Origin of the sequence: Nocardia alni, assembly GCF_019038435.1 — a bacterium.
GTDB classification, from domain to species: Bacteria; Actinomycetota; Actinomycetes; order Mycobacteriales; family Mycobacteriaceae; genus Nocardia; species Nocardia alni.
Window position 1 is genome coordinate 120,811 of the sequence record NZ_JAGPOX010000004.1, and the last position, 21,235, is coordinate 142,045.

17 protein-coding genes are annotated in these 21,235 nt (G+C 66.8%); 10 read left to right on the top strand and 7 right to left on the bottom strand.

Annotated elements, in window-relative coordinates:
* From JZ791_RS46395 to JZ791_RS03410, 4 genes are all read right to left on the bottom strand, one after another.
* Positions 1-1,227 (bottom strand): cytochrome P450, encoded by a 1,227-nt coding sequence (locus JZ791_RS46395; RefSeq protein WP_216892639.1) that lies wholly within the window; start codon positions 1,225-1,227, stop codon positions 1-3.
* A gap of 123 nt (positions 1,228-1,350) precedes the next feature.
* Complete coding sequence (locus JZ791_RS03400; RefSeq protein WP_216892640.1) at positions 1,351-2,520, bottom strand: alkene reductase; 1,170 nt, start codon at positions 2,518-2,520, stop codon at positions 1,351-1,353.
* Positions 2,517-3,050 (bottom strand): DoxX family protein, encoded by a 534-nt coding sequence (locus JZ791_RS03405; protein WP_308162747.1) that lies wholly within the window; start codon positions 3,048-3,050, stop codon positions 2,517-2,519. The genes JZ791_RS03400 and JZ791_RS03405 overlap by 4 nt, the downstream gene beginning before the upstream one ends.
* The gene (locus tag JZ791_RS03410; RefSeq protein WP_216892641.1) at positions 3,047-3,574 is read right to left on the bottom strand and encodes a VOC family protein; all 528 of its coding nucleotides are present in this window, start codon (positions 3,572-3,574) and stop codon (positions 3,047-3,049) included. The genes JZ791_RS03405 and JZ791_RS03410 overlap by 4 nt, the downstream gene beginning before the upstream one ends.
* A gap of 426 nt (positions 3,575-4,000) precedes the next feature.
* On the opposite strand from JZ791_RS03410, the gene JZ791_RS03415 reads away from it, so the two are divergent.
* The 3 genes from JZ791_RS03415 to JZ791_RS03425 all read left to right on the top strand — a co-directional run bounded on the left by JZ791_RS03415 (position 4,001) and on the right by JZ791_RS03425 (position 7,120).
* Positions 4,001-4,735, top strand: coding sequence for a hypothetical protein (locus tag JZ791_RS03415; protein WP_254205138.1), 735 nt, complete (start codon positions 4,001-4,003; stop codon positions 4,733-4,735).
* Between the two features lie 207 nt (positions 4,736-4,942).
* On the top strand, positions 4,943-6,142 hold the full coding sequence (locus tag JZ791_RS03420) for a cytochrome P450 (protein WP_254205139.1): 1,200 nt from the start codon (positions 4,943-4,945) through the stop codon (positions 6,140-6,142).
* Between the two features lie 165 nt (positions 6,143-6,307).
* A complete protein-coding gene (locus tag JZ791_RS03425) occupies positions 6,308-7,120 on the top strand; it encodes an SAM-dependent methyltransferase (RefSeq protein WP_308162749.1) in 813 nt (270 codons plus the stop codon).
* Between the two features lie 40 nt (positions 7,121-7,160).
* Here the strand turns inward: JZ791_RS03425 and JZ791_RS03430 are convergent, their stop codons facing one another.
* Both JZ791_RS03430 and JZ791_RS03435 read right to left on the bottom strand, forming a co-directional pair.
* Positions 7,161-8,321, bottom strand: a complete 1,161-nt coding sequence (locus tag JZ791_RS03430) for a beta-propeller fold lactonase family protein (RefSeq protein WP_216892643.1) — start codon at positions 8,319-8,321, stop codon at positions 7,161-7,163.
* 172 nt (positions 8,322-8,493) lie between these two features.
* Positions 8,494-10,101 carry a sigma-54-dependent Fis family transcriptional regulator gene (locus JZ791_RS03435; RefSeq protein ID WP_254205140.1) on the bottom strand — a complete coding sequence of 536 codons (1,608 nt, stop codon included), beginning with the start codon at positions 10,099-10,101 and terminating at the stop codon, positions 8,494-8,496.
* An 87-nt stretch (positions 10,102-10,188) separates the two neighbouring features.
* On the opposite strand from JZ791_RS03435, the gene JZ791_RS03440 reads away from it, so the two are divergent.
* From JZ791_RS03440 to JZ791_RS03470, 7 genes are all read left to right on the top strand, one after another.
* Positions 10,189-11,412, top strand: a complete 1,224-nt coding sequence (locus JZ791_RS03440) for a PucR family transcriptional regulator (protein ID WP_216892645.1) — start codon at positions 10,189-10,191, stop codon at positions 11,410-11,412.
* A gap of 123 nt (positions 11,413-11,535) precedes the next feature.
* Positions 11,536-12,552 carry an ABC transporter permease gene (locus tag JZ791_RS03445; protein ID WP_216892646.1) on the top strand — a complete coding sequence of 339 codons (1,017 nt, stop codon included), beginning with the start codon at positions 11,536-11,538 and terminating at the stop codon, positions 12,550-12,552.
* Positions 12,553-12,610: 58 nt separating this feature from the next.
* Complete coding sequence (locus JZ791_RS03450) at positions 12,611-13,681, top strand: sugar ABC transporter substrate-binding protein (protein ID WP_216892647.1); 1,071 nt, start codon at positions 12,611-12,613, stop codon at positions 13,679-13,681.
* Between the two features lie 2 nt (positions 13,682-13,683).
* Positions 13,684-15,918: an ABC transporter permease gene (locus JZ791_RS03455; protein ID WP_216892648.1), complete on the top strand. Its 2,235-nt coding sequence runs from the start codon at positions 13,684-13,686 to the stop codon at positions 15,916-15,918.
* The gene (locus tag JZ791_RS03460) at positions 15,915-17,000 is read left to right on the top strand and encodes an SMP-30/gluconolactonase/LRE family protein (protein ID WP_216892649.1); all 1,086 of its coding nucleotides are present in this window, start codon (positions 15,915-15,917) and stop codon (positions 16,998-17,000) included. The genes JZ791_RS03455 and JZ791_RS03460 overlap by 4 nt, the downstream gene beginning before the upstream one ends.
* A 10-nt stretch (positions 17,001-17,010) precedes the next feature.
* The gene (locus JZ791_RS03465; protein WP_216892650.1) at positions 17,011-18,525 is read left to right on the top strand and encodes a sugar ABC transporter ATP-binding protein; all 1,515 of its coding nucleotides are present in this window, start codon (positions 17,011-17,013) and stop codon (positions 18,523-18,525) included.
* A gap of 230 nt (positions 18,526-18,755) precedes the next feature.
* On the top strand, positions 18,756-19,961 hold the full coding sequence (locus JZ791_RS03470; protein WP_216892651.1) for a lactonase family protein: 1,206 nt from the start codon (positions 18,756-18,758) through the stop codon (positions 19,959-19,961).
* 210 nt (positions 19,962-20,171) lie between these two features.
* Here JZ791_RS03470 and JZ791_RS03475 read toward each other — a convergent pair whose 3' ends face one another.
* Positions 20,172-21,221 carry a zinc-dependent alcohol dehydrogenase family protein gene (locus tag JZ791_RS03475; protein ID WP_216892652.1) on the bottom strand — a complete coding sequence of 350 codons (1,050 nt, stop codon included), beginning with the start codon at positions 21,219-21,221 and terminating at the stop codon, positions 20,172-20,174.
* Between the last annotated feature and the right edge of the window lie 14 nt (positions 21,222-21,235).

The following is a 21,235-nucleotide window of genomic DNA, read 5'->3' on the forward strand; positions in this document are numbered from 1 at the left end:
TCAGCGCCGCCCAAAGGTGAGTGTGAGGCTGTTCGGCCCGCCCAGCATCTGCGCCGGATGCGGGCCGCGATCGCGTTCCACGAGAGCCACATCGGTCAGATTCTCGAGCATGACGCGCAGCCCCTCCTCCATCAGCAACCGGGCCAGCGGCTGCCCGAGGCAGCGGTGCACACCCCACCCGAAGGGCAGCCGGGAATCGTCGGTGATCCGTGAGATGTCGAAGGTCCCCGGATCGGGGAACTTACGCGGATCACGGCTGGCCGCGAGCAGATTCAGTAGCATCCTGGTACCGCGCGGGATTCGGATCCCCTGGAACTCGAAGTCCTCCTGCGTGATTCGCACGACGAACTGGGTGACGGGTGAGAAGCGCAGCGATTCGTCGATAGCCCGGCCGATCTGCCCGGGATTCGCCGCGAGATACTCCCACCGGCCGGCCTGGACGATATCGGCGGCGGCCGATGCGAGTTGTTTGGTGGTGGTGCCCATGCCCGCGAAGATGAGGTTGACCAATTGGCCGACCAGTTCGTCCTCGCTCAGCTTGCGCTGGTCCTGCTGGGCCGCGAGCAGGGCGCTGACGAAGTCGTCCCCCGGCTGCGCCCGGCGCTTGTCCAGCAGATCGCGCACGTAGTCGGCGAGGTCGGCGAGGGCCTGCTCGATGCGCGGGAATCCGGGGGCCATCGGGACCGCGGCCAGCAGATGCAGTTCGTGTGCCGCCCTGGCGAAGCCGGGGATGTCCGCGGCGGGAAATCCGATCATCGCCGACAGGACGTTGATGGGGTAATACTCGGTGAAATCGCCGACGAGGTCGACCTCACCCCTGTCGAGCCACGGGGCCGCCATGCGCCGGGCGGTCTCGTTCACGAAGGTCCGCTGGGCTTCGATGTTGCGAAAGTTGAGCGCCATCAGCAGCAGTCGGCGGATCGGGTCGTGGCGAGTGCGCCCCATGGTCGACAGGAGGCCACTGTCGACCCAGCCCAGCAGATTCGGGCCCGCCCCGAGTTCGGTGTAGTGCTCGGGTCCGGCGGTGTCGAGATGCTCGGAGACGAACGCCTGCGAAATCGCTTCGTAGGACAGCACTTCGACGCCACGCCTACTGATCGCGAGCGGGCCTCGCGCGAGCGCCTCGGCGAGTACGGCCCTCGGATCGTCGGCGAACCTTGCCGATCGGAGATCGAGCGCGGGAAGACCGGCATCCTCCAGGGGGACCGCGGCGATGGGAACAGACACGACAAGCTCCTTTTCAGGTCACTAACCTAGTTATACAAGAGGAGATTCGAGGCGTCAACACGGGAACTGCGGCCGATCCGCGCAGAACCCGAACCCCCGTGGCGACCAACCGATTCGATCCTCCTATGCGGAGAGCGGGTTGACGCCGGCATCCGCCTCGCGACCGAGAACCGTTGCGTCGGCATCGGCCGGGTCGTACTGCGGATAATCGGCGTACCCCTCGGCGCCGGGGTAGTAGATGAGATCCGAGTCCGGTCGGGACAGGGGCCAGCCGTTCGCGATGCGTTCGAGATAGTCGGGATTGGCGATGAACGGCCGCGCAAAACCGGTCATCTGCATCTCACCGGCAGCCAGCATCCGCGCATATGCCTGCGGTGCCAGACTTCCCTCGCCGAGTACGGCTCCGTCGAACTGTGCCGCCAGCTTCTCGAACACCGGCGAGTTCTGCAGATCGGTGAAGTACAGATGCAGGAACGACAGCCCCTTGCGCTTGTTCAGCTCATCGATGACGTAGGGATACTTCTCATCGATGTCGGTTTCCTCGATTTCGTGCACATCGAAGCCAGGTGTCAGCTTGACCGATACATACTCGGGCCCGTTGACGGCCACGACCGCGTCGAGCACCTCGAGCAGGAACCGCGCACGGTTCTCCGGCGACCCGCCGTAGCGGTCGGTGCGCAGGTTGACGTTGGTCGAGAGGAACTGGTGGATGAGATAGCCGGAGTCCGCGTGCACCTGAACGCCGTCGAATCCGGCGAATACCGCCAGGCGTGTCGCGCGGGCGTACTCGTCGACCACGAGCGGCACCTCCTCGGTCGCCAGCGCGCGGGGGCGATCGTACGGTGTGACACGCGGAATATTGACGGTGATCTTGCGGCTCTTGCGCGGGATACGGACCTCGGACGGCGCCACCGGCCGCAGCGGCACGGGCCGGTGCAGCAGATTGTTCGCGCGCCCGACATGATTGATCTGCAAAACGATCGTTCCGCCCGCGGCATGCACCGCCTCGACTACCCGCTTCCAGCCGAGGGCATGTTCGATGGTGTACATACCCGGAGCCGTCAGGAAGCCGCGACCGGTCTCGCTCACAGGGGTCGACTCCGTGATCACCAGCCCCGCACCCGCGCGCTGTGCGTAGTACTCCGCCATCAAGGCGGTCGGCGTCCCATCGACCTGCGCGCGCACCCGGGTCATGGCGAGCATCGCGACTCGGTTGGGGAGCACCAGCCCCCCGGGCAATTCGATCGATTCGAAGAGCGGCCGCAGTGGCCCCCCCTTCGCAGCGTCGGTCATATTCTCTCTCCTTCTCCCTGTGACACAACAGCTTCGGATGCTGGACGGCATGAAACGGCAACAAACGTCCGCCCGGCCAGCGCACCGCCGACCCCAGCGGCCAGCGCCCACCACGGACCGGCGACAGTCCAGCCGACCGCATGGTCGAGCGACCATTCCCCCGGCCCGGCGGCCGCCGCCCCAACGGCCGTCATCGCCACGAGAACGACGTACTCGACTCCCCCGTTGAATACGAAATAGCCCTTACCCCGGTGGCCGGTGACGGCGGCGACCACCATCAGAGCAACGAACGCCGCGCAGGTCAGGCCGGTCAGGAAACCGAGGATCAGCAGTATCCCGGCGCAGATCTCGCTCGCCGCCCCGATCCGCGCATGCAGCCGGGCAGGCCTGAACCCCATCGACTCGAACCACCCGGTCGTCCCCGTCAGGCCGCCGAGGCCGAATGCCTTGTTCCAGCCGTGCACCACCAACATCGGGCCCAACGCCAAGCGGACCATCACCATGCCGATGTCGAGGCCCGCAGTGTTCACCTGGACCCCACCGCAATCTGATTCCTTGCCGGCCAACCGATTCCGGCTATCCCTAGAAAGCCGATGTGCGCGTCGGCCTCCCCCTGCGAGGGATGCCATATCAGTTCGACCCGGTTGCCGTCGGGGTCGGCGCAGAACGCGATCGCCGTCTCCCCCGGTCCGACGTACTGATTGTGCAGGCGGTGCAGCAGCCGCCCACCTGCCCTCTCGATCGCCTCGATGGCCCGCTCGAAATCGTCCACGACGAAGCTCGTGTGAGCGTAGCCGGGCTTCGAGGCGATCCGCGGCCGTTCGCCCGCGTCGACCGGCGTCCGGTATCCGAGCAGTTCGAGCCGAAAGTCGCCGCGGCCGAGAAACACTCCCTCGAAGCCGTCGGGCTCGATATCCATCAAACCCGACACCCGGCGTCCCGCGGCGCTGTATCGCTCGCCCCGCCGGAAGCCGAGCCCTTCGACATAGAACGTCGCGACCTTCTCCACGTCGGTCACCACCAGCGCCAAGTGCGAGAACACATGCTCCACCATGACAAGGCACCTCCTCATAGCTAACTAGGTGAACTTACATCTCACTGGAGGGTAACCAGCCCGGGAGGCTACGGCAACAGCATCGCCCCGAGATCTGGACCAGCAGCCCTGGTGTATGTATCTTAGTTAACTACGTCACCCTAGTGATGCAAGTAACCCTCAGCGTCGAGGAGGAGAAACGCCACCGCAGGATGCCGATGCATCCTGATCGAACCTTCCCGAATACCACCCCCCAGAGGCGCGGGTATCGGGATACGGACCCCGTCGGGGTCGATCCACCCGCTTTCGACGGGTACCCGAGCGAACTGTCGCAAGAAATACGAGGCCGCGGCGCAGAATATCGAGCCATGCGCGAGAGTTTCGCGGTCCCGAAATACCCGCACGCTTTATCTCGGCAAATCGGTATCAATTCCAGATGAGGAAATCATGAGTAATTTGACGCAAATGATGATCGGTGCCACCGTCTTGGCCGCGAGCGCGGTCGCGGTGAGCGGTGCGACTGCCAATGCCGCTCCCTCGACGGCCGACCAGTCGCCGCCGGGAAGTGTGCTGCGGGTGCAGATCCTGCCGGGCGTGGAATACACCGGAGACGCCGCCACCCGGTCCACCAGAATCGTGACTCCGATCGGGACAGTGACGTCTTCCGGCAACCAATTCGCCGTGCAGGACGCGCAAGGAAAGAGCGTGTGGGGCAATCCGAACACCTCGCCCGTCCCGGCAGACACCACGGCGACTCGGTCCACTCGGCAAGCAACGCAGACCGACAACGCCGCCTCGCCCGGTCGCACAGTGTCGACTGTGGCAGGCGTAACGACTCCGGTCGACAAGCCCCACGCGAGTCCGGTGGATCAGCAAAGCGACTTCCAGAGTGCGCTGGGCACGGCCGCGGTGAACTTCGGCCTGGCGAGCGGTGTCGGCAGCATGGTCGGCGGCGTGACCGGCGCGCTGATCGGTTGTCCGCTCGGCGTGGTGACCGGTGGCGCGCTGACCGCCCCGACCGTGGTCTTGACCCCGCTCGGCGCAGCCGTCGGCTGCGTGGTCGGTATTGCGACGGTCGGCGGCGCCGGCGCGATCGTCGGTAGCGCGCTCGTCGGAATTCCTGTCGGAATCGCCAGCGCCGCACAGATGTACAACACTCTGCATGCGAAAGGCGACGCCTGACCAATTCGGACCTCGCACGACAGTTGTCTTTCCGTCGTGAGCCGGGCCGTCCGCGCGAGAGGGTCGAAACCCGCGCCAGGCGGCCCGGCGCCGCAACGCCGCTCGGCCGAGGATGGTTCACACGTCACCAAAGGTTGCTCAGCGGAACCGGTTACATCTACCCTAACAGAGTTAGTGAACATTCGTTTAGTAACTTTGGGGTTCCTGATGACTGAAGCACTACCCGCCTTTCCCATGGCCCGGGCCGCCACCACGCCGTTCGATCCACCGCCGCAGTTGCGCGACGTCGACCGGATCGGCCGAGTGCAGATCTGGAACGGCAGCACGCCCTGGCTGGTCACCAGCTATAAGGATCAGCGGGCCGTGCTGGCAGACCCCCGTTTCAGCGCCGACACGCTCAAGGACGGTTACCCGTACCAGTCCGAGTCGATTCTGGTGCGCCGGCGCTCCGCCCGCTCGTTCATCGCGATGGACGATCCGGATCACGCCCGGCTGCGCAAGATGCTCACCGGCAACTTCGTCATCAAGCGGATCAACGCGCTGCGGCCGCGGGTGCAGCAGATCGTCGACGAGTTGATCGACACCATGCTCGCGGGGCCCATGCCCGCGGATCTGGTGACCGCCTTCGGGCTGCCGGTGCCGTCGCTGGTGATCTGTGAGCTGCTCGGTGTGCCGTATGCCGATCACGAGTTCTTCCAGGCGTGCAGCAGCGTGCTCATCGCGCGGGACACGCCCGCCGACGAGGCGCTGGCGGCCAACGCCAAGCTGGTCGCGTATCTGACGGATCTCGTTGAGGCCAAGCAGAAGTCGCCGACCGACGATATGCTCGGACAGCTGGCCGCCGGTCCGCTCGCGAAGGGTGAGCTGACCGTCGAGGAGGTAGCCAACATGGGGCTGCTGATGCTCATCGCGGGGCACGAGACGACGGCGAACATGATCAGCCTCGGCACGCTGGCCCTGCTGCAGCATCCGGACCAGCTGGCCGAACTGCGGGACACCGACGATCCCGGTCTGGTCGCGGGCGCTGTCGAGGAACTTCTGCGCTACCTGAACATCGTGCACAGCGGGCGTCGGCGGGTGGCCACCGAGGATGTCGAGGTCGGCGGCCGGCTCGTCCGGGCGGGCGAGGGCATCATCCTGGCCAACGACATGGGGAACCGGGACGCCGACGCGTTTCCGGACCCGGACCGCCTCGACATCCACCGGGAGGCAAGGCATCACGTGGCCTTCGGTTACGGGGTGCATCAGTGCCTGGGCCAGCCGCTGGCCCGGATGGAGCTGAACGTCGTGTACAGCACGCTGTATCGGCGGATTCCCACGCTGCGACTGGCGATCCCGCTCGAGGACATCGCGTTCAAGCACAACATGGTCGTGTACGGCGTCTACTCCCTCCCCGTCGCCTGGTAAAGGATCTCCACCACGACAGTCGCCGCCGATGACCCGTGCCTCGCTCCCGATGGTGAGCGAGGCACGGGATCACGAATGCCCGGAATCGTCTCGCACGGTGTGCCCGGATGCGGTATATCTGCGTGGTACGGATGTTCGGATACCAACGTAGAGGGAGAATTTGCCGTGTCGGACGGTCCCATCGACCTGCGCACGGACGTGCCGCACTCGGCCCGGATGTACGACTACTTTCTCGGCGGCAAGGACAACTACCAAGCCGACCGCGATGCCGCGGAGAAGGCGTTGCAGGAGTTCCCCGCGGTCCGGGTGACAGCGCGTACCAACCGCGACTTCATGCGCCACGCCACGCGCTACCTGGCAGGGCAGGGCATCCGCCAGTTCCTGGACATCGGCACCGGCATCCCGACCGAACCCAACCTGCACCAGGTCGCCCAGGAACTCGCACCCGAATCCCGGGTGGTGTACGCGGACAACGATCCGATCGTGCTCTCCCACGCCCGGGCGCGGCTGTTGAGCACACGAGCGGGGCGTACCGCCTACATCGATGCCGACGCCGCGCACCCGGAGTCCATCCTGGCCGCACCGGAACTGCGTGACACACTGGATCTTTCGCAGCCGGTGGCGGTGTCGCTGATGGCGCTGCTGCATTTCGTGCCCGGCGACGTGTACGAGGTGGTGAACACGCTGATCGAGTCGCTGGCGCCCGGCTCGTATCTGGCGATGTCGCATGTGACCACCGATTTCGACGAGGGCGACGACGATCCCGACGGCATGGCGCGCCTCCTACAGGTCTACATCGACCGCGGAATTCCCGTGCGGCCCCGCACCCGAGCCGAGGTCGCCCGCTTCTTCGAGCGCCTCGAGTTGGTGGACCCCGGAGTCGAGGTGATCCACCGCTGGCGCAACGAGGGCATCGAACACCCCCGCAGCCACGACAAGCAGGTGTCGCTCTACGGCGCGATCGGCAAAAAGGTCTGACATCTCCTGTCGGCACACGCATCCACCTGCCCCGAGTACCTTACGGCGTGATGAATACGCCGGTGGCGCCGTCGGAAAACACCACCCCGGTGTCGACCGGCGGTTCGCCGGTGGGCTCGAGTGCACCGTTCTGCTCCACTCGATAGCTGAACACCTTTTCGGTGCCGCCCGCGCTCAGGGTGTCGATTATGTAGAGCCGCTTGGCATCCGGGCTCAATACGACTCGGCCGGGGAAATGTCCGGGTTGGCTGGGCGCGGACGCGCCGGGTAGTGGGGCCAGCGAGCCGTTGTCCAGGATCGCGAAGCCGTTCACGCCCATTCCGGTTGTCTGCGGGAGATACAGGTATCTGCCGTCCGGGGTGATGGCCATGCCGTGCGGGGTTCCCGCGGTCGGGAACCGGCCGATCGGCGTCAGTGCGCCCGTGGGCGAAATGCTGTATGCCGACACATCATTGGAGCCCTCGTTGGTGATGTAGAGGAACTTCCCGTTCGGGGTCACCGAGGGCAGTGCCGGGCGCTCGCCCGTGCGTACCTGCGGTCCGGCGAGGGTCAGGCGCCCGTCGTCGCCGATCGCGAAGGAATTCATGGTGGCGCCGATGAAGCTGGGCGCGAACAGGAATCGGCCGTCGGGTGAGATCGTCGGGATCGACAGGCCGCTCGTGGGCCCCGGGATCGTCGCCGATGCCACCGGGGCGAGCGCACCGGAGGGCTCGATCGCATAGGTGCGGACCTCGTTGGTCACCGAGCCCATGGTGGCGAACAACCACCGTCCGTCGGGGCTCACCACCGCTCCCACGATCGGCTGTCCCGGATCCAGGCGCGCCCCCGCGAGCCGGTCGAACGAGCCATCGGGATTCACTCGAAAACCCTGCAATGTCCCCGAAACCGTATGGGCGACATAGACATAACGATTGTTCGGGGTGACGGCGACGGTGAGAGTTCCGGTTTCGATGGGAACCGTGGGGCCGGTACCCGACAAACGGTCGCCCGATTCACGCAAGACGCCGAGATTCGACGAGCCCGTGCCCCCGACGAGGAGGTAACCGGCGCCGGTCGCGTCCGCGCTCGCCGGCGGGACCGCGACACCGCCCACGGAAACCCCGACGGCTACACCGACCGCCGCGGCGAGCGCCGACGTTCGCCGACGCGTCTTGCGGGACACACGGATTTTCCCGGCGCCTGGGATATTCCGATCGTTCAAGACAACCTCCATTGGTTCGTCTGCGCGCACTATCAGCTCGGGCGTTCGGCGGCCGATTTCAATCCACCGGACCGCTGCAATGACGGTATGGCCCCGGGTTCACACAGAATGTCCAAGCTTTTGGACAGCACCGGCGCCCGTTTCCGGCCTCGATCACCGGAGAAATTCGGATTCAGTCGATCCGCAGGGCGCGCAGCCGGTTGTAGAGGGTCGAGCGACTGACTCCGAGCGCCCGCGCCGCCTGCAGCCGGTTACCGCCCGCTGTCGCGAGCGCCGCGACGATGATCTCCCGCTCGGCCTGGCGCAACGGCGACGCCGGTGCGGGACGACCTCGATACGAGGCCGGAAGATCCGAGGGAATGATGTCACCCGCCGACCGCAGGTCGGCGACGGCCGCGACCACCCGTCGCAGCTCCGCCAGATTGCCCGGCCACGGCTGTTCGGCCAGGATGCGCAGCGTCTCCGCGGTCAAACGGGTGCGTCCGCCGGGGTTCCCCTCGGCGAGCATGCGCTGGGCGAGTTGCGGGATCTCGTGGCGACGCCGGCGCAGCGGCAGCAGATCGTGCCGCTCGTTGCAGAGCACCACCAGCGGTGCGTGGACGGTCTCGAGGTGATCGCCCGGCGTCGAGGTCAGCACGACCTTGCGGCGCGCGGTGCGCAGATATCGGGCCAGCAGTGTCGTCATCTGCTCCGAGAGCAGTTGGATGTTCTCCACCACGACCGCCGGCCCCGCGCTGTCGAGCACGAGTTCGGTGTTCGCAGCCCATACCTGCTCCCCCAGCCGCACGATTTCGGTGGCGTCGACGGTGGCCGCATCAGTGCCCGCGGCGGTCCGGGCCGCGGTGGTCCGGCCGCTGCCCAATTCCCCGGCAACCAGCAACGGCCACCCCGGCACCTGCCGAACGGGACGTTCGCCGCGGCGAGTGTCCTGATCGGGAACGATATCGACGAGTACCCCGTGACCGTCGTCCACCAGCACGCACAGCAGCCGGACGGCACGCCCGGAGACCAACGTCAGCCGGTGGGTCGCCGCACCGTCGAAACGTTTGCCCTCCACACACATCCGCACGGCCGCGTGGTCGGCGGGATCGAGCAGATCCAGGGCGGCGGGTGTGGCCAGGACCAGTCCCTGGCCGATCGCGACGACCGCCCGCTTCCGGCGGGCCGCCGCCGCTTGGAAGGCATCCAGCAGTTGCCGCTGCGACCGGGACGCGTCCAGGTGCAGGCGATCTTCGATATCGCGGACCACGCGGCGGGCGAAGGGCGGGAACAGCCGATGGTCGTGCCCGGCGCTACCGCTGATATCGAGGACACCCTCCAGCCGGCGGGTGACGGGATTGACGATCGGATGGCCGTAACAGGTGAAGCCCTTGAAAGCCGACATGAAATGCTCTGGCCCCGCCACGAGCAATCCCCGCCGGATCTCGATCGGGGTGCCCACCGCATTGGCGCCGACCTCGTCCTCGGCGAGCCGGATCCCCGCGACCACGCCGAGGTCGGCCACCGTGCGCAGCGTCGCCCGATCCGCGCACTGGATATCGACCACGCGGGCGGATTGATCGGCAAGCAGCAGCGTGACCGCGGTGCCCGCGAGTTCGGCCGAGGCCCGCTCGAGCACCGGCCGCGCCGCACGGGTCAGGCCGGTGTCGACAGCGACCGCCTCCGGATCGAAGCGGGGCGTGACGTTCTCGTCGAGGCCGTTGAGCCGCGACCGTGACCACGCCGACGCGATATCCGGTCGCACCGGTCGAATGCCGGGATTCGCCGATATCGAAGGCAAGCGACACCACCTTGTCTCGCTAGTGAGAAGCATTATATTTTATACACGAAATGAAGCAGGTCACATCCAATTCGGCAGAACAGGTGGATGGCCAGCGCCAACGTCCGCGAGCACGAGGTGTCCAAATACCTGAACACTCCCCTACCGGCCGCGTCCGTAGTCTCGGGTGACCCGAAGGACAGTCCGGACGCCGGAGATCGACTCCGGGTAGGAGGAGCAGTGCCGCAACAACCTACCGGCCACGACCTCACTCGCGCCGTGCAGGAATGTCTGGAACTGTCGATCTGCATACTCGCCGGCCAGGAACGCCCCGAGCATCTGCGGCGACTCGAGCACGAGGCGTCACGCTGGGCCCTCGACGGCATCCCGATCGATACCATCCTGCGGCTGGTCCACGACGGCGTCCGGCTGGCCCTCGACCTCGTGCCGGATGCCACCCCCATTCCGGCCGGCCCGGAACACACCGTGGACAACGCCGCGGTCCTGGACCTGCTGACCACGATCACTACCACGGTCGCCGCGGCTTATTCACCCCAGCCGCACCCCGCCGGGGACGATCGATCGACCCGCGCCCTGGCGTCCGCTCTGCTCAGGGGCCGGCCGACCTCCGCACTGACACGCCACGGCGGGCTCGACGTCGCCGACGAGTACTGGGTGCTGGCACTGACCGTGCTGCGATTCCCGGATGCGCTGTGCCCGCGAGCGCCGTCCGACGCCCTCACCGCGGCGCCGATGCGCCGGGTGCGTGCCGAACTCACCGATCGATTCCACGGGGCCGCACTGGAAATCCTGTCCCCCGACGGTGGCACCGTGCTTGTGCCGACGGCGCTCGCCGCGGACCCCGGCCTCGACCCTCTCGTCGCCGACCTCACCCGGGCCGCAGGGATACCGATCGCCGCCGCGGTCATCCGCGCCGAGACCGCGGGCATCCCCACGGCCGCCGACCGCGCCCACGAGCTGCTCGACCTGGCATCCCGGCTCGGCATGACCGGATTGCGTCGCTTCGACGACCTGGCGCTGGAATATCAGCTCACCCGCCCCGGTCCCGGCCTGGATCAGCTGAGCGCACTGCTCGATCCCCTCGACGACTACCCCGAACTGCTGAGCACGCTGCGGTGTTTCATCGCCAGCGATCAGAGCCGCAAGCGCACGGCCACCCGGCTGCATCTGCACCCCAATTCGGTCGACTACCGGTTCAAACGCATCGCCCAGCTCACCGGTCTCGACGTGTCGCGTTCCGCCGGCCTGTGGTACCTGCGCTCGGCCCTCATCGCCCGCAGCCATCGCCGGCCGATCATCCGAACGTCGTAGTCGAATCGGACCGACGCCGGATGCCGTCGCACTGTGCCCCGAGACACAGTTGTCAGCCACACCACATGACTGACGAGGAGCGGCGATGGAGCGATCACACAACAGGGACGGGCGTGATCGGCGATGACCGCGACCACGATGGACACCCGCGCGCACATCTCGCCCCGAACCCGGATCGCACGGGTGGAACTGGGCTATCTGGTGCTCGGCATCACGGCGCTGGTCTGCGTCGTGGGCGGGCTGACGACCCGGAATTTCCTGTCGCTGAACAACTTCACCAGTATCGCGAGCCTGTCGGCGGCATTCGGAATCCTGGCCGTCGGCGAGGCCGTTGTAATCCTCGGTAAGGGGATCGATCTGTCGGTGGCCGGGATCGGGCTGGGGTCCGCGCAGGCGACCCTGGCGTTCATGAATCGCGGGATGCCCGAGGGCACGGCGATCATCCTGATGGCCGGGCTCGCGCTGCTGGTCGGCGTGGTCAACGGCGTGCTGATCGCCTACTTCGAGGCGCCGGCGCTGTTCGCGACCCTGGCCACCGGCATGCTCGCCATCGGCGGGGTCGACCTTCTGTTCCTGAGCCAGAACGTCTACAACGTGCCCGGCGGATCGTGGATCGCGGCGCTGAGCGACGGTTCGGTGCTCGGCATTCCGCGACCGGTGCTGGTGGCCGCCGCAGTGTTCGTCCTGGCCTGGCTGTTCATCTCCTACACCTCGCCGGGGCGGCTGATCCGCGCGATGGGTGACAACTTCGACACCGCCCGCGCGACCGGTGCGCCGGTGCGGCCGCTGCAGGTGCTCACCTATGTGATCGCCGCCCTGCTGGCGGTGCTGGCCGGCTATGTGACGGTGTCGATTCAGGGCAGTGTGCAGACGACGGTGAGTTCGTTCGATCCGATTCTGTTCACGGCCTTGACCGTTGCCGTCATCGGCGGCGTCTCGCTGTCGGGCGGTCGGGGCACGATTCTGGGCGTGCTCGCGGGTTCGCTGTTCGTCGGCGTGCTGAACAACCTGCTGGTACTGCACGGGCTGAGCACCGCCGCGCAAGACCTCATCCGCGGCGCGGTCCTGATCGCCGCCATCGCCGTCGATGCCTGGCTGCATCCGCGCAATGTCGAGACCGAGAAATCCGGAGAACTGTAATGCGTTTCACCACAGCACTTTTCATATTCAACACCGCACACAGCAGGAGGGTTCAACGATGAGCCGAAAGAAGATTCTCGCACTGGTAACGGCCGCCTTGACGGCGTTCGCCATCGCCGGATGTTCGGTCGACAGGGGTTCCGGTTCCGGCGGGACCGCCTCGGGCGACCCGGCATTCGGCACCAATGTCGAGATGAACGCCGCGGTGCAGAAGGCCCACGACGTGATGAAGGGCAAGAAGATAGCCTTCGTCCCGATTCTCTACAAAGGTTATGCGCTGACCGAGAACTGGGGTTCGACGATGCAGCGGGCCTTCGGCAACCTCGGCGCCGACTTCCGCGTCTACGATTCCAATTTCTCCAGCGACCGGATGATCAGCACCATCGACGACCTCATCGCCCGCAAGGCCGCCGATGTGCTCGTGCTGCAGAACCAGGACCTGGGCCTGCTCGACAACGCGATCCAGCAGGCCCAGCGAGCCGGTATCTACACCGTGGTGCTGAACATGATGTCGACACGGCTCGGGGACGCGTTCATCGGCGTCGACGTCGGGCACGCGGCACGCGCCATCGCCCAACGCGCGGCCGACGATTGCGGCCATCGCAACGCACCGAAACAGATCGCGGTGATCGACGGACCCGGTAACGACCCGGCGTCGATCCAGTGGGACAAGGGCATCCACGATGTGCTCGACCCACTGGGATACACAGTGACCCTTGCCCATTCGCAGTTCCAGAACGCGGTCGCGCAGCAAGCGGCCGAGTCGATGCTGCAGCAGTCGCAGGGCAAGCTGTGCGGCTTCCTGGTGACCTACGATGTCAACGCGGTGACCGTCGGCCAGACCGTCGCCAACGCGGTCGGCCGCGGCCAGGTGGCGCCGAATTCCGTGGGTACCTACACCTTCGACGCCGACAAGAGCTGGTGTGATGCGCTGAAGCAGGGCTTGGTCACCGCCTCGGTCGCCTACGACGTGCAGGGCATCGGTGAAGCGGCGGCGGTAGCGGCCCAGCAGCTGATCCAGTCCGGCGCCAAACCCGGCAGCAACCACACCGTGTCCTTCGTCTCCGACGCGATGGTCGACAAGAGCAACGTCGACGACGTCTCCATCGCCTGCTACAAGGGCCAGTGAGCATGGCCGCGAACTCTGTCGCCGAAACCCCTCCGCCCGCGACGCCTTCCAGGACGTTGACGCGCGGGCGGCTGGGGACCGGGTACCTCTCCCGCGGTGTGGACTCCTTCCCGCTCACCGGGGGTAGGTGGACCGACCGTATCGCGCGCTACCGCACGCTGTCGGAACTGTTCGAGAAACGCTGGATGGAGGGAGCGGTCCCCCTGGGACTGGCTCTGATCCTGTGCGCCATCGTGCTGGCCACCACCGACGTCGGCGCCGACAACACTCCCCTGATCCTGGACCAGGCGACCGAATACGGACTGCTCGCCATCGGCCTGACGGTCGTCCTGGTCGGCGGCGGGATCGATCTGTCGGTCGGTTCCGTCGTCGGGGTCGCCTCGCTCGGCGCGATGGTCGCCGACCGGGTGTGGAACTGGCCGATGGCACTCGTGGCGCCCGCGGCGGTCGTGATCGGGGCCGTGCTCGGCGCGATCAACGGCGTGCTCATCGCCCGGCTGAAGATGCGGCCGTTCATCACCACTTTGGTGACGCTGATCGCCTTCGGTGGCGCGGCCTCGGCGCTGCAGAGCGCATACAGTACGAAGATCGGCCTCGCCAAGCCCGATATCGTCTGGGATTTCCTGAGTTTCGGCAAGATCGCGGGAATTCCGGTGGAGTGGTTCATCTTCCTGGTGGTACTGATCGTGGTGCACCTGGGGCTGACCCGTTCCCGCTGGGGGTGGTGGATCACCGCGGTCGGCTCGGATCGAAGGTCCGCGCGCCGCAACGGAATTCCGGTCGAGGCCACCACCTTCTGGATCTACGTGCTCTCCGGTGCGCTCGCGGGCCTGTCGGGCCTGCTCACCGCCGCCCGGCTCGGCCGAACCGACCCCAACGTCGGAAACGGCTGGGAGATCATCGCTTTGACCGCCGTGGTGCTCAGCGGTGTGAGCCTGAAGGGTGGCCGGGGGTCGGTATTGCGGGCGACCGTCGGCGTCCTGGTGGTGGCGATCGTCCAGCAGGCCACCATCGCCGAGGGCGCGCAGGGGTCGTACTACACGGTGATCCTGGCCGCCGTATTGCTGCTGTTCACGATCCTCGACCTGAAATGGGGTAAGTATCGCCAGCGCACGGTGGAGAAGCTCAAGATCGACCCGGCGCGCCTGGTGCTGCCGCCGCTGACCGGTATCGACGCGCCCGGCAGCGTCTGGAATCTCAACAGCCGCCTGACCGATGCGCCGCCGATCGGTCTGGGGCAGATCCGCGGCGCCGAGGATTGCGCCGTCGACGGTGACGGCAATGTCTTCTGCGGTGACCAGCGCGGCTGGGTGTGGAAATTCGCACCCGACCGCACCGAGGGTGAAATCTTTTCTCGCACGGGCGGTTTCCCCTGCGGTCATGTGTTCGACCGCGACGGGCAGCTCGTCGTCGCGGTCGGCGGAATGGGCATCTACCGGGTGTCGCCGGACGGGGAATCGGAACTGCTGGCCAACAAGGTCAAGCGCAGCCCCTTCTCCCTGCTCGACGATTCCGGACTGCGCGCCATCGACGATCTCGATGTCGCCCCCGACGGGTCGATCTACGCCTCGGACTTCTCCACCCGCAACAACACCGCGGACTTCCTCATCGAACTGGTGGAATTCCGCGCCAACGGACGGGTCGTGCGCGTCGACCCCGACGGCAGCACCGAGGTGGTCGTATCCAATCACGTATTCCCCAACGGGATCTGCACCTCCCACGACGGCCGGTCGATCCTGATCGTCAGCACCGGGCTGTGCCGCGTGGATCGGCTGTGGATCACCGGGCCGAAACAGGGTCAGCTCGAACCGGTTCTGGAGAACCTGCCCGGCTACCCGGACAACCTGAATCGGTCCTCGGACGGCAACTACTGGCTGCCGTTGTGCGCGATGCGGACCCCGATGTCGGATCTGCTGCGCGAATATCCCAGCGTCCGGCGGCGGATGACTCGCGAAGTGTCGCTGGACAACTGGGTCGTTCCCCAGTTGAACATGTCGTGTGTGATCAAGTTCGACGATCGCGGGCAGATCCTTCAGGTGCTGTGGGACGAGACCATGGAGAACTACCCGATGGTGACCTCGGTAAAGGAACACGCGGGCCATCTGTATCTGTGCGGCGTCAGCAACAATCGCATCGGCCGGCTACCCCTGGCGGCCGGTGAGATCGGCACGATCGACCCGAATCGCGTTCCAGGACTGTCGGATACGATTCGCACACCCGCGGGGGTGATCGCGTGAACCGCACGATCGCGACACTCGCCGAGTGGATCAATCCGGCGTGGGGGCGCCATCGCACCGTACCGCCGATGGACGCCGGGTTGCGCGCCAACCGGCGTCTGGACGAGGCGCAAGAGTTGCTGCCGACGGGCGCATACGCACCCGACGACCTGGTCGTCACCGAATCGGGTGCGGTGCTGTTCAGCAGCGGGAATTCCCTGTTCTCGCTGCGGGACGGCGAGATTCGCACACTCGCCGAAATGCCCGGACCGGTGGGGTCGCTCGTCTGCCGTGGCGGCGCACTGATCGCCGCTGTCGACGGCGCCGGGCTGGTCGCGGTGGACGCCTCCGGGACGGTCACGGAAGTGTGCGCCGACCCGGTGGTCTCGGCCTGCGTCACCGACCTCGCCGTACTGCCCGACGGTTCGCTGATCGCCACGGTCGGCTCGCGAAACCATGACGCACGCAACTGGTCTCGGGCGCTGGTCCGCGGAGATCGTTCCGGCCTCATCGTCCGAATCGACGGTTCGGGGGCGCGGGTCGAGGCGGAGGGTCTGGGGTGGCCTTCGGGCATCGAAGTGGCCTCCGGCGCCGAGGCGCTCGTGTCGCTCAGTTTCGACCACCGCATCGAACTGCGTTCCCTGGATTCGCCGGCCCGCCCGTCGCGTCCGATCGCCCGCAATATGCCGGTCTATCCGGGGCGCCTGGCGGCCGACGGTGACGGCTGGTGGGTCGCGGCGCCCTACATCCGCAATCGAGTGACCGAGATGCTGCTGGACGAACCCGCGGTGCTCGAGGAGATGGTGACGCGGATAGCGCCCGAGGACTGGTTCGTCCCGCGACTGCGCTGTGACAATCCCTATACCGACACCATGCAGATGGGGCAGCTGCGGGTTCTCGGCGTGGTCAAGCCCTGGGCGCCGGCGCGTTCGTGCGGCCTGGCGCTGCGTCTGGACCGGACCGGGCGCGTGGTGGAAAGCGCGCACGCACGCGTCGACAGCAAGCGGCACGGCGTGACCGGTGTCGCGGTATCGGACGGCCGGATCATGGTCGCCGCCAACGGTTTCGGAAATATCCTGCACGTGACCAGCGAGAAGGAATGAGGTGGTACGAATGCCTCACGCGGACAACGACATGACCCCCGAGTCGGTGATCCGGCTGTCGAAGGTGAGCAAACGCTACGGCGGCACCTACGCGCTGCGCGGCGTCGACTTCGATGTACGGCCCGGTGAGATCCACGCCCTGCTGGGTGAGAACGGCGCGGGCAAATCCACGATGGTGAAGATCATCTCCGGCGCCGTCGCTCACGACAGCGGCGCACTGGAAGTGGACGGCGCCGAACGGATTTTCAGCGCTCCGAAGGATTCGGTGGAAGCCGGAATATCGATGGTGTACCAGGAGGGTTCGCTGGTGGAGACCATGACGGTCGCACAGGCCCTGTTCATGGGCAACGAGAAGGTGTTCAACAATCTCGGCCACCTCAACATCGTGGCGCGAGAACTGCTGGAATCGCACAACTTCCACATCCGCCCCGATGTGGCGGCGGGAACGCTGGGTGTGGGTCAGAAGCAGATGGTCGAGATCGCGCGCGCGGTGCACCGCCATGCGAAGGTGGTGATCCTCGACGAGCCGACCTCCTCGGTGACCCCGGAGGAGCGGTTGCAGCTGTTCATGTCGATGCAGCATCTCAAGCGCAAGGGCATCGGCGTCATCTTCATCACCCACATGCTCGACGAGGCCTTCGAGGAGGCCGACCGCATCACCGTGCTGCGCGACGGCGAGGTGCAGGGCACGCTGGCCCGGCCCGAGTTCAGCCGCGATGAGGTGGTGCGAATGATGGTGGGGCGCAACGTCGAGATGGGCCGGGTGCCCGCGGGCCGGGAACCCGATCCGACGCCGGTCCTCGAGGTCGAGGATGTGACGTTGCTGCCGGTCGTGCGCAACATGTCGTTCTCCGCCTACGCCGGTGAGATCGTGGGCATCTACGGTCTGGTCGGCGCGGGCCGCAGTGAGATCGCGATGATCGTCAGCGGCATCATGAAACGCCGCCGACTGCGCGGGGGCGCCACCCGGTTGAACGGCCGTGAGGTCCGGTTCCGAACACCGCGGCACGCCCGCAAGGCAGGCATCGTCTACATCACCGAGGACCGCAAGGCCTCCGGCTTCTTCAGCCACCTGACGATCGCCGACAACATCTACCTCGGCCATCTGTGCAGCGCACCGCGACTGCCGTTCCTGGTCCGCCCGGGCGCCAAGAAGTCTGTGGCGCAACGATTCGTCGAACTGTTCCAGGTTCGAACCCTGCAACCGAACCGGGCCACCCTGGAAGAACTCAGCGGCGGCAACCAGCAGAAGGTCGTGCTTGCCAAGGGCCTGACCCGCAAACCCCTCGTCGCCATCATCGACGAACCGACTCGCGGCGTGGATCTGGGAACCATCCCGGAGATCCACGCGATGATCCGGGGACTCGCCGACGACGGTGTGGCGGTCGTGGTCATCTCCTCGTACATGCCCGAGATACGCGCCCTGTCCGACCGCATCCTGGTGGCCAAGAACGGGACGATCGCCGCCGAGTTCGCCCCGGAGGAGGCCGACGAGACCCGGCTGATGTTCGCGGCGGTGCACTAGCGGCGGCGGATCGACTCCAACGGACGTATATCCCCGGCTCGTTCGAGCCGGGGATATACGTCGTTCCCGCAACTGTGCGCCGAGCGCTGTCGCCCGCGCCGGGCCCGACGTGGGGTATCCCCGCAATGTCGCCGCCACGGGAGCGCTTGCCACGGCCGGGTTGTCGAGGGACAACTCCTGTCCAACTATCTGGACAGTCGCCGCCCGCAATACTGCCTAGCTTCGGATTCATGACATCTGGTTCAAAGCCGACAGGTGATACCGCGACAACGACCGACGCCGCCGACCGTCCGAAACAGCGCCCGACCCGGCGCGAATGGTGGGTGGCCGCCCTGGCGACGATCGTGCTGCCAGGCATGGTGGTCCTCCCGATGCCGGCGGCGGCCCTCGCCGACTCTCCGACCGTGAGTTCACCGGCATATCACCTGTACGCCCACGGTTTTCTCAGTGACGGGCTGGCCGGCTACAACGCCACCGATACCGCGCCGCCACAGCCCATCCCCGAGGCCCTCTCCGGCATGGCCAGCTGGCCGCAGACCGCCTCTCCGGACGGCCGCTTCCTGTACGTCGCCTCCGCGGCGACTCGAACGCTGCTCGTCTACGGGATCGGGCACGACGGACGGCTCACCGCCCTCGGGGGGATGGCACTGCCCGACATTCCGGTGGACATCGCTTTCACGCCGGACAGCCACCACGCGTATGTCGTGATGGGCGCGGCCGACGCCTCGATCATGGCGCTGACCATCCGCGACGACGGCACCCCGGTCCAGAACGGCCCCACCGTGCCGTTCGGTACGCCGACCGACGGAGTCTCCTCGGTGGTTGTCTCCCCGGACGGCCGAAACCTCTATGCGGCAAGCTATCTCATGGACCAACTGGTCCGGTTCAGCATCAGCGGCGACGGCACGGTCACCGCGGCGCGGCAACGCGTCTCGACCGGCTCCGGCCCGATCTACCCGACGATCACCCCGGACGGGCGCCATCTGTACATCTCCAATGAACGCGGTGGCAGCGTGTCGGGCTACGCCGTCGCCGGCGACGGCACACTGATCCCGATCGCGGGCTCACCGTTTCCCTCCGGGCTACTGCCCCACGTCATGAGCGTGACCCCCGACGGCAAATACGTCTACGTCCCGAATATGGGCTCGAGCTTCATCAGCGCCTACGCCGTGCGACCCGACGGAGCCTTGCATCCACTGCCCGATGCGCCCTTCGGAAACAGCCCCTTGGGCCCGATGTCCGAGTCGTCGGTGATGTCGCCCAGCGGCAATGCGCTCTGGGCACTCGGGACCGACCCCGTCCGGATCGGGCAGAACATCCTGCGCCGCTATCACATCGGCGCCGGCGGCGTCCTCGCCCCGGACGAAACCGCGATCGTCCAGACCGGCACCCGCGTCGCCGACGGGCGGACGCTGACGCTCGCACTGATCCGGTGAACCGAGTTCGGCGACCGGCGCCGAGCGAACCCGTGAGGCGTGCCGAGGCCTCATTGCGGCTGCTGTCGTACGCCGCGTCCTCGACGACCCGCCTGACCCAGGCCACAGGCGGCGGCTGCACGCTGTACTGACCACCGCCGCAACGATAATGCTCGCCCCGGCCAGGCCGGGGCGAGCATTTCGTCGGGTTGTCGCGGTCGACCCGTTACCTCAGAACTCGATGACCGCTTTTCCGCCCGTCTGCTTGTCGAATTCACGGTATGCCTGATCGGCGTCGTCGAGAGTCCAGCGGTCGGTGAAGATCTTGTCGACGTCCACACCGTGCCCGGCGATGAAGCGGGCGCAATCACCCTGTCCGACAACGGAGAAGGTATAGGAGCCGATGATGGTGAGTTGCTTGCGGATGACGTCGGGGCTGACGTTCAGGGTGACCTCCCCGCCCTCGCCGACGAATCCGACGCGACCCCACGGTGCGGTGGCCTGGACCGCCGCGGCCCGTGCGGCCGCCGCGCCCGTGCAGTCGAGGGCACAGCTCACGCCCTTACCCCGGGTCAGGTCGCGAATCGCCGCCACCGCGTCGGTAACGCTGGAGTCGACGGCGTGGGCAGCGCCGAATTCGGCTGCGCGGGCGACCCGTTCGCTCGCGATATCGACGGCGATGACCTCGGCCCCCATCGCCGCGGCCAATTGCACCGCGGATTGCCCGACCGGGCCCTGGCCGAAGACGGCGATGGTGTCGCGAGCGGTCAGATCCAGGCGCACCAGGCCACCGAAGGCCGTTCCGGTTCCGCAGGCGATGGCCGCGCCGGCGGCGAAACTCAGGTCGTCCGGCAGCGGAACCAGGGTTCGCGCAGGCACTTTGATGTAGTCGGCGTGGCCACCGTGCGCCGTGGCGCCGAAGATCCTCGCGCCGCGTTCGCACATCTGCGTCCATCCGCCGCGACACCGGTCGCAGAATCCGCACCCGTCGTAATGGTGCACCATCACGCGGTCGCCGACGCGCACCGCACGCGAATCCACCTCGGATCCGAGTGCGACCACCACACCGCACGGCTCGTGTCCGGCGATGATGCCCACGTCGTCGCCCTGTAATCCGAACGCCGCCAGCGCCTCTCCGGCCGGGGCGCGATAGAACCGGAGATCGCTACCGCACATCCCGGACGCCTTGATCTGCACAACCACGTCCGCGGGCCCCGGTTCGGGGTCGTCGAACGAGACGATTTCGAGGTTGCGGTCACCATTGAACACAACGCCGCGCATCGGCCCTCCTCTGC